This is a genomic window from Micromonospora sp. S4605, from assembly GCF_003176715.1.
GTDB lineage: Bacteria > Actinomycetota > Actinomycetes > Mycobacteriales > Micromonosporaceae > Micromonospora > Micromonospora echinaurantiaca.
In genome coordinates, this window is the sequence record NZ_QGSW01000311.1 from 46,874 (window position 1) to 59,605 (window position 12,732).

Here is a 12,732-nt window from a genome sequence, read left to right on the forward strand (position 1 = left end):
GCGGTACGACGATGGGCGCTGGACACGCGCACGTGCTGTACCGGGAGTCCGGCTCACCGGTGCACCGGCTCCCGCCCGAGGTCAAGATCGTGGCGATGGTGGTCTTCACCCTGGCCGTGGTGGCCACCCCGCGCACCGCGTTCTGGGCGTTCGGCGCGTACGCCCTGCTGGTGGCGGCGGTGGCGACGCTGGCCCGGGTGGGCCCCGGCTGGCTGCTCAGCCGGGCGCTGATCGAGCTGCCGTTCGTGCTGTTCGCGGTCGCGCTGCCGTTCCTCGGGGCTGGCGACCGGGTCGAGCTGCTCGGCCTGCGGCTGTCCGAGGACGGCCTGTACGGGGCGTGGAACATCCTCGCCAAGGGCACCCTGGGTGTGCTCGCCTCGCTGCTGCTGGCCGCGACCACCACCACCCGGGACCTGATCGTCGGCCTGGACCGGCTGCACTGCCCGCAGATCCTCACCCAGATCGCCACGTTCATGCTGCGCTACCTGGACGTGCTGGTCGGCGAGGCCCGCCGGATGCGGGTGGCGCGGGTCTCCCGGGGCGACGACCCGCGCTTCCTCTGGCAGCTGCGCGGCTTCGCTGCCGGCGTCGGGGCGCTCTTCCTGCGCGCGTTCGAGCGGGGCGAGCGGGTCTACCTGGCGATGCTGTCGCGCGGCTACTCGGGGCGGATGCCGGCGGTGTGGCAGGGCGCGGGCGCGGCGACGGCCGGGCAGTGGCTGGTCGCGGCCACCGTGCCGGTCCTGGCGGCCGCCGTCGCCGCCACCGCCGTCGTGCTGACATGATCGGTGTCGTGCAGCCGACACCTCCCAGCCTGGACGTCCGTGGCGTGCGGTACGTGTACCCGGACGGGCACGTGGCGCTGCACGGGGTCGACCTGACCGTGCCGCGCGGCGAGCGGGTGGCGCTGCTCGGGCCGAACGGCGCCGGCAAGACCACGCTGGTGCTGCACCTCAACGGCATCCTGACGCCCGCCGAGGGCAGCGTGCGCGTCGGCGGGCTGGCGGTGAGCCAGGACCGGGCCACCCTCGCCGAGGTGCGCCGCCGGGTGGGGATCGTCTTCCAGGACCCGGACGACCAGCTCTTCCTGCCGACCGTGGCGGAGGACGTGGCGTTCGGCCCGGCCAACCTCGGGCTGCGTGGCGCGGAGCTGGCCGCCCGGGTGGACGAGGCCCTCGCCGCGGTCGGGATGAGCGAACACCGGGACCGGGCCCCGCACCACCTGTCCTTCGGCCAGCGTCGCCGGGTCGCGGTGGCCACCGTGCTCGCCATGCACCCGGAGATCCTGGTGCTCGACGAGCCCTCGTCGAACCTCGACCCGGCCGCCCGGCGGGAACTGGCCGAGATCCTCCGCGGCCTGCCGGTGACCCTGCTGATGGTCACCCACGACCTGCCGTACGCGCTGGAGCTGTGCGAGCGGTCGGTGATCCTGGACGCCGGCCGGATCGTGGCCGACGCCCCCACCGCCGACCTGCTGGCCGACCCGGAGCTGCTCGCCCGGCACCGGCTGGAGCTGCCGTACGGCTTCACCCCCGCCCCGCGCTGACCCGTCGCCGGCCGGCCGGGCCAGCGAAGGAGACAGGCCGGGACGGTCAGCGGGGAGTGGCGGCGGTCGGGGTGCGCTGGCGGGAGGCGGCGTGCAGGCGGAGGGCGCCGGCCGCGGTGGCGCCGGCGCCGGCGACGAGGACCAGGGCGACCAGGAGCCGGGCCGTGGTGCCCGACCACGGCACGGGGGCGACGGCGCGGGCGAAGACCGCCGCGTTGGCCACCCCGGCGAAGAGCGCCAGGCAGGCTCCGGCCAGCGCCAGCGCGAACTCGGCGGCCGGCCGGCGGGCCAGCGCGTAGACCCCGGCGGCGATCGCGCCGAGCCCGGTGAGCAACGCCCACACCTGCCCGGCGAGCAGGCCGGTGAGCAGCCCGCCGACGCCCCGGGCCCCGGCGTCGACCTCGCGGCCCACGGTGAACACCACGGCGGCCAGCCCGCCGGCGGCCAGCAGCGCGCCGAGCCCGGCCAGCGCCCGCCCGCCGGCAGCGGACCGGGCCGGGAGCAGTCCGAGCGCGCCCACCGCGAGCAGCCCGACGACGGCCCCCGCCCACCAGGGGTACCCGTCCGGCGGCGGCACCCAGTCGAGCGTGCCGCGGATCTCCGCCGGCTCGCCGCCGGCGCGCAGCGGCACCACCCAGTCCCGCACCCGGTGCTCCCGGTCGGGGGCGGCCCGCACCAGCGGCGGCGGCGCCGACTCGCGCCACAGCGCCCGCTGGTCGTGCCAGCGCACCGTCGCCGAGTCGTCGACCCGCCGCCAGTCCGGCGCGGCGGCCGGGTCGGCCTCGGCCGGCAGCTTCGTGTCGCCGGCGATGGTCCGGTTCAGGTACGTCGCCGGGGAGCGCAGGTTCTCGTACACCCCGTCCGGGCCGACCCGCAGGTAGGGCTCGCCGGAGTAGCCGAGCACCTCCACCGCGGCGTCGCCGGTGTTGGTCAGCTGCAGCCGGGCGCCCGCCTCCACCACCCGTACGCTCAGCCCCGGCCGGGCCGGGGTGACCGACGTGATCGCGGTGCGGTAGTCGGTCCCGTCCGGGGCGTCCGCGCCGTGCGCGGCGGCCGGCGCGGCGGTGCCGAGCGTGGCGGTGAGCGCCCCGGCGAGCACCAGCCCGGCGCGGGTCAGCAGGACACGGATCACTTCCCGGCCGCCTCCACGGCCGCCCTGATCCCCTCCGGGCTGCGGTCGGCGACCGGCTTGCCGTCGACCAGGATGGTCGGGGTGCCGGTGACGTTGGCCTTGCTGGCCTCCTCGGTGACGTGCTCGGTCCACGGCTCGTACGTGCCGTCCCGCACGCAGGAGCCGAAGTCGTCCCGGTCCAGCCCGACGCCCGCCCCGATGTCGATCAACTCGTCGTCGCTGAGGCCGGCGCCGCCCTCCGGCGGCTGCCGCTCGAAGAGCACGTCGGTGAACTCCTTGAACTTGCCGCCCGCCGCAGCGCAGCCGGAGGCGGCCGACGACCGGGTGGAGTAGTCGGTGGTGGAGAAGCGGTTCAGGTAGGCCACCGGGTGGAAGACCACCTTGGCCTTGCCCGCGCTGACCAACTGGTCGATCGTGTCGCCGCTGACCTGCTGGAACTGCTTGCAGGCCGGGCAGAGGTAGTCCTCGTAGAGGTCGATGGTGATCGGTCCGCTGCCGAGCACGACCCCGGTGCCGGACTCGTTGGCGCCGGGCGGCGCGGTGAACTCGTCGGCCTGCTGGCTGGAGTAGACGCTCCAGCCGATCAGGCCGGCGACGACCAGCACCAGCACGGCGCCGATCGACACCCAGAGCGTCCGCTTGCGCCGCCGCTCCCGGGCGAGCTGTTCGCGGACCACCCGGGCCGAACCCTTCTGCGCCTTGCGACTACTCATCCTCGTCCTCCACGGGTGCGTCGCCCGTCAGCCAGCCGTCGACCGAGACGGGCGTGCGGGGCCAGATCAGCAGGAATCCGGCGAGTGCCAGGAATCCCAGGTCCCGGAGGATCTCCGGGAGGTAGCTCGGTGCCTGGCCCGGGGCGAGTTGCCCGCCGCTGCCGAAGCAGCCGCAGTCGATCGCCAGGCCCCGGCTCCAGGCCGAGGCGATGCCGGCGATGAAGACCACCAGCAGCGCCACGGAGACCCCGGCGGCGAGCCGGGTGGCCAACCCGAGCAGCAGCAGTACGCCCAGCGCCAGCTCCACGAACGGCAGCGCGGCACCGACCACTGTCGCCACGTCGTACGGCAGGACCTGGTAGGCGTGCACGGCGCGGCCGGAGGCGGCCAGATCGTCGATCTTGGAACCGCCGGCGAGCAGCCAGACGGCGGCCAGGCCCAGCCGTGCGGCGATGCCGAGCCAGGGCCGGAGGGCGGGCCAGCGGGCGGCCCGGATGCTCGGTGCGGTCACGGTCATTGGTCGTTCCGGCTCCGGTGGAAGTTCCCGGATCACCCGGCGAGGGCGTCGCCGACCGCCTCGACCAGGTCGGCGCGGGCCCGGGCGACCCGGGAGCGGATGGTGCCCACCGGCACCCCCTCCACCACGGCGGCCTCGGCGTACGACAGGCCGAGCAACTGGGTGAGCACGAACGCGGCGCGCCGCTCGGCGGGCAGCCGACGGACCAGGTCGGCGGCGCCGAGGTGGCCGGCCGGGTCCGGGTGCGGCCGGTCGGTCCAGGCGTGGCTGGCCAGCCGTTCGTCGAGCCGCCGCCGACGCACCACGGCACGCAGGTGGTCGGCGCAGGTGCGGCGGGCGATGCCGAGCAGCCAGGTGCGGGCGCTGGAGCGACCCTCGAACGACGGCAGCGCCCGGAACGCCCGCAGGTACGTCTCCTGGGTGAGGTCGTCCGCGCTGTCCGGGTCGACCAGGGCGGCGGCGAACCGCCACACCTCGGCCTGGGTGAGCCGGACGAACGCGGCCTGGGCCACCGGCTCACCGTCGCGGGCGGAGAGCGCCCAGCCGGTCGCCGACTCCCGCCCGGCGGCACCGGCCGGGTCGGCCGGACCGGCGGCGGTGGCGTCGCGCGGGGCGGGGATCACGACAGACCAGGTTACGCGGCGCCGTGCCGGGCGGGAGGGTCGTTCGGCCCTTCCATGGCCTGCGCCACGCCGGGAACTTTTCCCGGTCCCGGGCCGACTACCCGCTCATGACATGCGACGACGTACGCGCGGCGCTGTCGGCGCGGCTGGACGGCGAGGATCCGGGGACGGCGCCGGCGGCGCTGGACAGGCACACCGCGGGCTGCCCGGGCTGCCGGGACTGGCTCGCCCGGGCCGAGCGGGTGACCCGGCTGGTCCGGGTGCAGGCGGTGGCCGTACCGGATCTGACCGCCTCGGTGCTGGCGGCGGTCGCCGCCGACCCACTGGCCGCCGGGCGGACGGCGGCGGCAGCGGCGCGGGCCCGCCGGCAGTTGCTGCGGGTGGCGGTCGCGGTGGCCGCGGTCGCCCAGCTGGCCATCGCGCTGCCGATCCTGCTCGCCGGGCTCGGGGTGTCGGTGGATTCGCACACCAGCCGGGAGATGGCGTCGTTCGACGTGGCGCTCGCGGTCGGCTTCGCGCTGGCCGCCTGGCGGCCCGAGCGGGCCCGCGCGTTCCTGCCGGTGGCCCTGGTGCTGGCGGTCTGCCTGGCCGGCACCAGCGCGGTGGACATCGCCAACTCCACCACGGCCCTGGTGCACGAGGTCGGCCACCTGGCCGCCGTGGTCCAGGCGGGCCTGCTCTGGGCGCTCGGCCGGGTCAGCGGCGAGCCGGACCGGCCGTTGTCGGCGGCGGTCGCGGCGGGGCGCGGGTGACGCCGGGTCGCCGCGGCGCGCCATCGTCGGCGAGCATGATCGGCATGACTGCCGCCATCCGCCGCTGGTCCGCCCGGTTGACCGCCACCGCCGGCCTGCTGGTCACCGTCGTCGCCCTGCTGATCGCCCCGGCCGGCCCCGCCAGCGCCCACGCGGTGCTGGTGAGCAGCAGCCCGGTCTCCTCCTCGGTGGTGCCGAGCGCGCCGGCCGAGGTGGTGCTGACGTTCAGCGAGTCGGTACGCAAGGTGCCCGGCAAGATCCGGGTGATCGCCCCGGACGGCGAGCGCGCCGACCGGGGTGAGCCGACGTTCGAGGGCTCGGTGGTGACCATCCCGGTGGACCCGGCCGGCGGGCGGGGCACCTACCTGGTCAGCTTCCGGGTGATCTCCGCCGACAGCCACCCGGTCTCCGGGGCGTTCACCTACTCGGTCGGCGCGCCGTCGGCGCCCCCGGTCGACACGGGCGACGACAGCCGCGCCGACCCGGTGGTCGGCCTCGCGGTCAAGGTCGCCAAGTACCTCGGCTACGTCGGGCTGCTGCTGCTCGTCGGCCCGGCGCTGGTGCTCGCCGCGCTCTGGCCGCGGCGGCTGCCCCGGCGCGGGCCGACCCGGCTGGCCTGGGCCGGCCTCGGCCTGGTGACGCTCTCCACCGTGGCCACCCTGCTGCTCCAGGTGCCGTACACCGCCGGCGGTGGGCTCTTCGACGTGACCGGGGAGGGGCTGAGCGCGGTGCTGGGCAGCGCCTTCGGCGCCGCGCACCTGGTCCGGCTGGGGCTGCTGGCCGCGGCGGCGTTCCTGCTCCGCCCGCTGCTGGCCGGGCCGGTCGGCCGGGCCGACCTGGTCATCCTGGGCGTGCTCGGCGGGGCCGCGCTGCTGACCTGGCCGGTGGCCGGGCACCCGGCGGCCTCGCCGGCGCCGGCGGTCTCGGTGGTCGTCGACGCGGTGCACCTGGGCAGCATGGCGGTCTGGCTGGGCGGGCTGGTGATGCTCGCCGGCTTCCTGCTGCCCCGGGCCGACGAGCGGGAACTGGGCGCGATCCTGCCGATCTGGTCGCGCTGGGCGGCGCTCGCGGTCTCCGCGCTGCTGCTCGCCGGCACCGTCCAGGCGTTGATCGAGGTGGCCACCCCGAGCGCCCTGGTGGACACCACGTACGGCCGGCTGGTGCTGGCCAAGATCGCGCTGTTCTCGCTGGTGATCGGCGTGGCCGCGTACTCCCGCCAGCTGGTGCGCCGGCGTACCGGGGTCCAGCGGCCGGGACAGGTGCGCCGGGCGGTCTGGGTGGAGCTGGCCGTCACCGCCGTGGTGCTCGGCGTGACCGCGACCCTGGTGCAGACCACCCCGGCCCGCACCGCCGCCACCGACGTGGCCGGCTCCGAGGCCGGCTACTTCTCCACCACCGTGTCCAGCTCCCTCTACTCGCTGCAGATCGAGATCGACCCGGCCGAGCGGGGCAACAACACCGTGCACTTCTACGCGTACACGCCGGACAACCGGCCGCAGCCGGTGGTCGAGTGGAAGGCCACCGCCGCGCTGCCGTCGGCCGGGATCGAACCGATCGAGGTTCCGCTGCTGCCGTTGACCGACAACCACGCCACCGGCGAGATGAACCTGCCGGCGGCGGGGGAGTGGCAGCTGCGCGTCACCGCCCGTACGTCCGACATCGACCAGGCCACGGTGACCGCCACCGTGCCGATCCGTTAGAGAGGTCCTCGTTCATGACCCGTCACCGGCGTTCCCTCACTGCCGCCGCCGCGCTGGCGCTCGGCGCCGTCGCCACCGCGGTGTTCGGCTTCGCGGCGCCCGCGTCGGCCCACGTCACGGTCAACCCGAAGGACGCGACGCAGGGCGGGTACGCCCGGATCGCGTTCCGGGTGCCGAACGAGAGCGACACCGCGTCGACCACCAAGGTGGAGGTGGTGCTGCCGGAGAACGCCCCGGTCGGCTCGGTGTCGACCATGCCGGTGCCCGGCTGGACGGTGACGGTGGAGAAGCGCAAGGTCGACCCGCCGGTGGAGGTGCACGGCAGCCAGCTCAGCGAGGTGGTGTCGAAGCTGACCTGGACGGCCGCCGGGAACGCGGGGGTCAAGCCCGGCGAGTTCCAGGAGTTCCCGGTCTCGCTGGGCCCGCTGCCGCAGGTGGACCGGATGGTCTTCAAGACGCTGCAGACCTACTCCGACGGCAACGTGCAGCGCTGGATCGAGGAGCCGACGCCCGGCGCCGAGGAGCCGGAGAGCCCGGCGCCGGTGCTCACCCTCGCCGCGGCCGGCGCGTCGGCCAGCCCCACCGCCGCAGCCCCGGCGGACGACGACGATGCCGACGAGGTCGAGGCCGAGGGCGTGGGCCTGGCGACCGGCCTCGCCATCGCCGGACTGGTCGCCGGCGTGGCGGGCCTGCTGCTCGGTGGGCTGGCGTTCGCGCGTAGCCGCCGGGAGCCGAAGGCCTGAGTCACGAATCGACGCCTCGGCCCGCCGGTTATCCGGCGGGCCGACGTCTTTTCCGGATCCTCGACCGTGGATATCCGCTGATCAAGAGGCCGACGTCGGTAAGGTCGGCCGGGTACTCGGCTACGGAGGGGGACGGAGCGGATGCGGGTCGTGCGGGCGCTGCTCGGAACGGTGCTGTTGATCCTCGGGATTCCGGCGCTGTTGGCCGGTGGCGCGCTCTGGATGCTGGCTCGGCACGCCGACCCCGGCGGTGCGTTCACCGCCCGGTTCGAGACGGTGCAGACCGCCGGACACGCGGTGGTGATCCGGGACGTGGACGCGCTGCTCCGCGCGGAGGCGCCGTTCGCGCGGGTCGGGTCGACGCTCCGGCTGCAGGCGCGTACCGCCGACGGGCCGGCCTTCATCGGCCTGGCTCCCACCGACGAGGTGCGGCGCTGGCTCGACCCGGTGCCGCACGCCACGGTCCGCCGGGTGGCGCTGTCCCGGGGTCCGCTGCCGGTCCGGCTGGACCGCGCCGGACCGGCCACCGACTCGGCACCCGCCGGCATCCCGCCCGCGGCCGGTGTCGCGCCCACCGTCGGTGCCGCGCCGGCGCCGGTCGGCCGGCCCTTCTGGGTACGCGAGGGGATCGGCGCCCTGGAGTGGAGCCCGCAGGAGTTGGCCGACCGGCGGTTGAGCCTGGTGGTGATGCATCCTGACGGGCGGCCCGACCTGACGCTGCGGCTGCGGGCCGAACTGCGGTCCGGCTGGACCGCTCCGGCCACGGCGGGCCTGCTGGCCGGCGGGGTGCTGCTGGTGACGCTGGCGCTGCTGCTCCTGCTGCGGCCGGTCCGGCCCCGGGAGGTGGTCTTCGTGGTCGAGCCGGACCAGGTGCCGGTGTTGGCCGGGCGTCTCGGGGTGAGTTCGTTGAGCGGCCTGGGTGCGCAGCCGACCCGGGACACCGACCGGTCCCTGGTCGGCGGGCGGCAACTGGCGGCGGTCGGCGCTGCCGGGGCCACCCGGCCGGCGATCGGGCCGGTGCCCGCCCGCCGGCCGTCCACCCTGGCCGACCTGGCCGGGCCCGGCACGGCGGAGGCCCCGCGCCCGCGCGGGGTGACCCTGACGCTGGCCTGGCCGCCGAACGGGCCGGTGGAGACGGTCCGGCCGGTCGAGGTGGCCGACCGGACCCGCCCCGCCGCCCCGGCGGACCGGCCCAACACCGCGGACTGAGCACCGGCGCCCCGCCGGCGTCCGGTGGGGCTCGGATGGCAACGGCGAGCGGCCCTCCGCGCTGCCGACGCGGAGGGCCGCCCTCACCGGGGGATCGGTGCTACCCAAGAGCCGTCTGAGGTAGTTGTGACCAGATTAGCGGTGAACGGTACTACTCGGGAAGTCCGTCCATTTGATGCGACTTCTCCCGGCCCGGCGCCGGCTTCCGCCCGGGCGCCTCGGCCCGCACCGGCAGCGTGACCAGCAGCAGCAGGCTGAGCAGCACGTACGTGTTGCGGACCAGGAACTCCACGGGCGAGTCGGTACGCGCGGGGGCGACCCCCCAGTCGTAGAAGGTGACCACCCCGTACACGATGAGGGCGGTGGTGCCCACCGCCAGCCCGGCCAGCCGGCGGCGGCGTCGCCCGCCGGCCACGGTGGACGGATCGGCGCGCCACGCGGCGTCCGCCAGGACCACCACCGCGGGGATGAACCAGTAGATGTGGTGCGTCCAGGTGATCGGGCTGACCAGCGCCCCGACCAGGCCGGTCAGGGCCAGCCCGGCGAGCGCGTCCCCGGCGCGGGCCGCCCGCACCGCCCGCCACAGCCCGTACCCGGCGACGACCGCGACCAGCAGCAGCCAGCCCAGCCGGGACGGCTGCTCCGGCGCGGTGATCCGGCTGAGCAGCCCGAACAGCGACTGGTTGCCGGTGTAGTCGGTGCGGCCGACGCGGTCGGTGGCCCACAGCTCGTGGGTCCAGAACCGCCACGAGTCCCGTGGCGCCAGGGCCGCGGCGAGCAGGGTCGCCGCGGCGGCGGTGACACTCGCCACGATCGCCGCCCGCCACCGCCGGGTGGCCAGCAGGTAGACGATGAAGATGCCGGGGAAGAGCTTGAGCGCCGTCGCCAGGCCGACCCCCACCCCCGCCCACTTCCGCCGCTGCGGTACGGCGAACAGCAGGTCGGCCAGGATCAGCACGACCAGCAGCATGTTGATCTGACCAAAGGTGATCGTCTCGCGGGTGCTCTCCACGGCGAGCACCAGCAGCACCGCCACCACGAGGGTGAACAGCCGGGGCAGGTGGTGCCGGTCGATCACCGGCAGGACCAGCCACCGGGTGGTGACCACCACGGCGAGCACGGTCAGCGCCGTGAAGATCGCCACGGTGGCGCCCAGCGGCAGCGCCCCGAACGGCAGCAGCAGCAGCGCGCTGAACGGCGGGTAGGTGAAGTACAACTCGCCCTGCACCCGGTCCGGCTGGACGTAGTCGTAGAGCGGGTTGCCGGCGGCCCACCAGTCCATCGCCCGCATGTAGATCTTGAGGTCGAAGAAGTCGTGCACCAGGCCCGGCAGGTAGAGCGCCGGCAGCACGGCGGCGAGCGCCAGCACGGCGAGGATCCGACGCACCCGACGGCCGCCGCCGGCGTCCTCGGCGGTGACGGCGGGCGGTGCGGCGGGTTTTGCTGGCACGGGCAAACCCTAACGGTCCGGTCGGCCGGGAGCGCGCAGCCGCGCATCGTGGGCTGCGCGTAGGCTGTCCCGGTGGCTGATCTCCTCGTCTGGATCGACTGTGAGATGACCGGGTTGGACCTCGGCAGGGACAAGCTGATCGAGGTGGCCGCGCTCGTCACCGACCCCGACCTCAACGTGCTCGGCGACGGCGTCGACGTGGTGATCCACGCCGACGAGGCGGCGCTGGAGGCGATGCCGGAGATCGTGGCGACGATGCACGGCAAGTCGGGGCTGACCGAGGAGGTCCGGCGGTCGACGGTGACCCTGGCGGAGGCCGAGGACATGGTCCTCGACTACGTCACCCGCTACGTGAAGGATCCGCGCACCGCCCCGCTCTGCGGCAACTCCATCGCCACCGACCGGGGCTTCATCACCCGGGACATGCCGCGCCTCGACGCCCACCTGCACTACCGGATGATCGACGTCTCCTCGATCAAGGAGCTCTGCCGCCGCTGGTACCCGCGGGTGTACTTCGGCCAGCCGCAGAAGGGCCTCGCGCACCGGGCGCTGGCCGACATCCGGGAGAGCATCCGGGAGCTGGAGTACTACCGGCGCACGATCTTCGTCCCGCTGCCCGGTCCGGACGTGGAGAGCGCCAAGGCGATCGCCGCCCAGCTCTGAACCGGCGCCCGCCGGTGGCGGGTAACCCGCTGGACGCGGCGGGCCGGAGTGCGGCTATGATTGGTCCGCACCCGCCCGGGGCGATCGACCGGGTGGACGGCATGGTGGCTGTAGCTCAGTTGGCAGAGCACCGGGTTGTGGTCCCGGTTGTCGTGGGTTCAATTCCCATCAGTCACCCCACGAACGGAAGCTCCCTCCGCGGAGGGGGCTTCCGTCGTTTCCGGGGCGGCCGGGGCGCCGCCCTCAGGCGGTCGGGCTCGTGCTCGGCGTGACGTCCGGGTCGGCCGTGGCGTCGGCGCCCGGCGCGGCCGGCGGCTCGTACGGCAGGGCGCTGCCCTTGACGTACTGCTCCCAGCTCATGTTCCAGTCCGTCCAGCCGTTGCCGTTCTGCAGCTTCCGCTCGGTGCCCTTGACCACGATCGGGTCACCGATCCGGGTGTTGGCGAACAGCCACGCCCCGTTGGCCATCGAGACGTTCACGCAGCCGTGCGAGACGTTCACCCGGCCCTGCTGCCCCTCCGACCAGGGCGCGGCGTGGATGAACTCGCCACCCCAGGTGAGCCGCTGGGCGTAGTCGATCTTCGTCCGGTAGCCCTCCTCGGGGCCGAGCTCCTCGAAGGTGTCGAAGACCGTCTTGCGCAGCTTCTCGATCACCACCATGGTGCCGCTGGACGACGGCGTGCTCTTCTTGCCCAGGCTGACCGGGATGGTCTTGACCACCGCGCCGTCCTTGCGGACGGTCATCCGCTTGGTCTTGTTCTCCACCGTCATGATCAGCGACGGGCCGATCTTGATGTCGACGGTGAGGTCGGCGCGGCCGTACCAGCCGTCGCCCATCGGCAGGCCGCCGGCCTGGACCCGGTAGGAGACGGTGCTGTTGGCCTTCCAGAACTCCTTCGGCCGGTAGCGGACCTCGGTGGGGCTGACCCAGTGCCAGATGCCCTCCTGGGCCGGCGTCGAGGTCACCGTCATCCGGCGCTGGACGTCGTCGCGGTGGTCCTCCGGCACGGCGCGGCTGAACTTGACGATCAGCGGCATGCCCACGCCGACCACCTGGCCGTCGCCGAGGAAGCTGCTCACCCGGACCTGCTTGGCCGGCTTCTTCATGGTGGTGAAGGTGCTGGTCGCGGTGGCGGGCCGGCCGTCGTCACCGGTCGCCGTGACGGTGGCGGTGTAGGTCTCGCCGTACTCCAGCGCGCCGGCCGGGAGCCAGCTCTTGCCGTCCGCGGCGAGCTCGCCCTCGACGGCCTCGCCGGCCGAGTCCTTGAGTTCGACGCTGGTCTCCTGGGCGTCCTTCGTGGTGAAGGTGATGCCGGTGGAGGCGGGCACGTCCTTGGCGTCGGCCTGCGGCTCGGTGATGGTGGCCGCGGCCTTCGGCGCGGCGCTCGGGCTGCCGGCCTGCCACCCCGACGGCTTGCCGCCGCCGCCGTCGGTGCAGGCCGTGGTCAGCGCGAGTGCCGCGGCGAGTACGGCCGCCGCGAGCCCGCGGCGCCGCCCACCGTGGCGCTTCAGCTGGTCCTGGACAGCTCGCATGATTCCCTCACAGTCGTGGTCCCCGGTTGCCCATCGTCTCTCAACTGACGCACGGGGAGGGATACCCGTTGCCAGGGGTGCCGTGAAACACCCCGACCATCATGTCGGTAATTGGATATTCCGGGCACCAACTCCACCCACCCCACCTCCCCCC

Annotated in this window: 13 protein-coding genes and 1 tRNA gene; 8 read left to right on the top strand and 6 right to left on the bottom strand. The window is 74.7% G+C overall.

From position 1 onward, the window contains the following. Nucleotides 1-11 precede the first annotated feature (11 nt). Nucleotides 12-782, top strand: a complete 771-nt coding sequence (gene cbiQ / locus DLJ47_RS27920) for a cobalt ECF transporter T component CbiQ (RefSeq protein ID WP_109904333.1) — start codon at nt 12-14, stop codon at nt 780-782. Then, on the top strand, nt 779-1,543 hold the full coding sequence (locus tag DLJ47_RS27925) for an energy-coupling factor ABC transporter ATP-binding protein (RefSeq protein WP_109904335.1): 765 nt from the start codon (nt 779-781) through the stop codon (nt 1,541-1,543). Before cbiQ ends, DLJ47_RS27925 begins: the two co-directional genes overlap by 4 nt. Nucleotides 1,544-1,589: 46 nt before the next feature. Here the strand turns inward: DLJ47_RS27925 and DLJ47_RS27930 are convergent, their stop codons facing one another. Genes DLJ47_RS27930 through DLJ47_RS27945 form a run of 4 tightly spaced genes read right to left on the bottom strand, consistent with a single transcriptional unit; the run spans nt 1,590 to nt 4,528 of the window. Further along, the gene (locus DLJ47_RS27930) at nt 1,590-2,675 is read right to left on the bottom strand and encodes a hypothetical protein (RefSeq protein WP_233258057.1); all 1,086 of its coding nucleotides are present in this window, start codon (nt 2,673-2,675) and stop codon (nt 1,590-1,592) included. Then, nucleotides 2,672-3,388 (bottom strand): DsbA family protein, encoded by a 717-nt coding sequence (locus DLJ47_RS27935; protein WP_109904337.1) that lies wholly within the window; start codon nt 3,386-3,388, stop codon nt 2,672-2,674. Before DLJ47_RS27935 ends, DLJ47_RS27930 begins: the two co-directional genes overlap by 4 nt. Beyond that, complete coding sequence (locus tag DLJ47_RS27940; protein ID WP_109904339.1) at nt 3,381-3,905, bottom strand: MauE/DoxX family redox-associated membrane protein; 525 nt, start codon at nt 3,903-3,905, stop codon at nt 3,381-3,383. The genes DLJ47_RS27935 and DLJ47_RS27940 overlap by 8 nt, the downstream gene beginning before the upstream one ends. A 32-nt stretch (nt 3,906-3,937) precedes the next feature. Continuing rightward, nucleotides 3,938-4,528 (bottom strand): sigma factor, encoded by a 591-nt coding sequence (locus DLJ47_RS27945; protein WP_109904341.1) that lies wholly within the window; start codon nt 4,526-4,528, stop codon nt 3,938-3,940. Nucleotides 4,529-4,635: 107 nt separating this feature from the next. Between DLJ47_RS27945 and DLJ47_RS27950 the strand changes: the two genes are divergently transcribed. The 4 genes from DLJ47_RS27950 (at nt 4,636) to DLJ47_RS37965 (ending at nt 8,932) form a co-directional block, all read left to right on the top strand. Further along, nucleotides 4,636-5,280, top strand: coding sequence for a zf-HC2 domain-containing protein (locus tag DLJ47_RS27950; RefSeq protein WP_109904343.1), 645 nt, complete (start codon nt 4,636-4,638; stop codon nt 5,278-5,280). Between the two features lie 35 nt (nt 5,281-5,315). Then, nucleotides 5,316-6,980: a copper resistance CopC/CopD family protein gene (locus tag DLJ47_RS27955; protein WP_109904345.1), complete on the top strand. Its 1,665-nt coding sequence runs from the start codon at nt 5,316-5,318 to the stop codon at nt 6,978-6,980. A 14-nt stretch (nt 6,981-6,994) separates the two neighbouring features. Continuing rightward, nucleotides 6,995-7,723: a YcnI family copper-binding membrane protein gene (locus tag DLJ47_RS27960; RefSeq protein ID WP_109904347.1), complete on the top strand. Its 729-nt coding sequence runs from the start codon at nt 6,995-6,997 to the stop codon at nt 7,721-7,723. 141 nt (nt 7,724-7,864) lie between these two features. Next, nucleotides 7,865-8,932 (top strand): hypothetical protein, encoded by a 1,068-nt coding sequence (locus tag DLJ47_RS37965; protein ID WP_109904349.1) that lies wholly within the window; start codon nt 7,865-7,867, stop codon nt 8,930-8,932. 151 nt (nt 8,933-9,083) lie between these two features. Here the strand turns inward: DLJ47_RS37965 and DLJ47_RS27970 are convergent, their stop codons facing one another. Further along, complete coding sequence (locus tag DLJ47_RS27970) at nt 9,084-10,382, bottom strand: glycosyltransferase family 87 protein (protein ID WP_109904351.1); 1,299 nt, start codon at nt 10,380-10,382, stop codon at nt 9,084-9,086. A 72-nt stretch (nt 10,383-10,454) separates the two neighbouring features. Between DLJ47_RS27970 and orn the strand changes: the two genes are divergently transcribed. After that, a complete protein-coding gene (orn, locus tag DLJ47_RS27975) occupies nt 10,455-11,045 on the top strand; it encodes an oligoribonuclease (RefSeq protein WP_109904353.1) in 591 nt (196 codons plus the stop codon). Nucleotides 11,046-11,149: 104 nt separating this feature from the next. Continuing rightward, nucleotides 11,150-11,225 (top strand) — tRNA-His (locus DLJ47_RS27980). Between the two features lie 63 nt (nt 11,226-11,288). Here DLJ47_RS27980 and DLJ47_RS27985 read toward each other — a convergent pair. Continuing rightward, on the bottom strand, nt 11,289-12,578 hold the full coding sequence (locus tag DLJ47_RS27985) for a L,D-transpeptidase (protein WP_109904355.1): 1,290 nt from the start codon (nt 12,576-12,578) through the stop codon (nt 11,289-11,291). Nucleotides 12,579-12,732 lie beyond the last annotated feature (154 nt).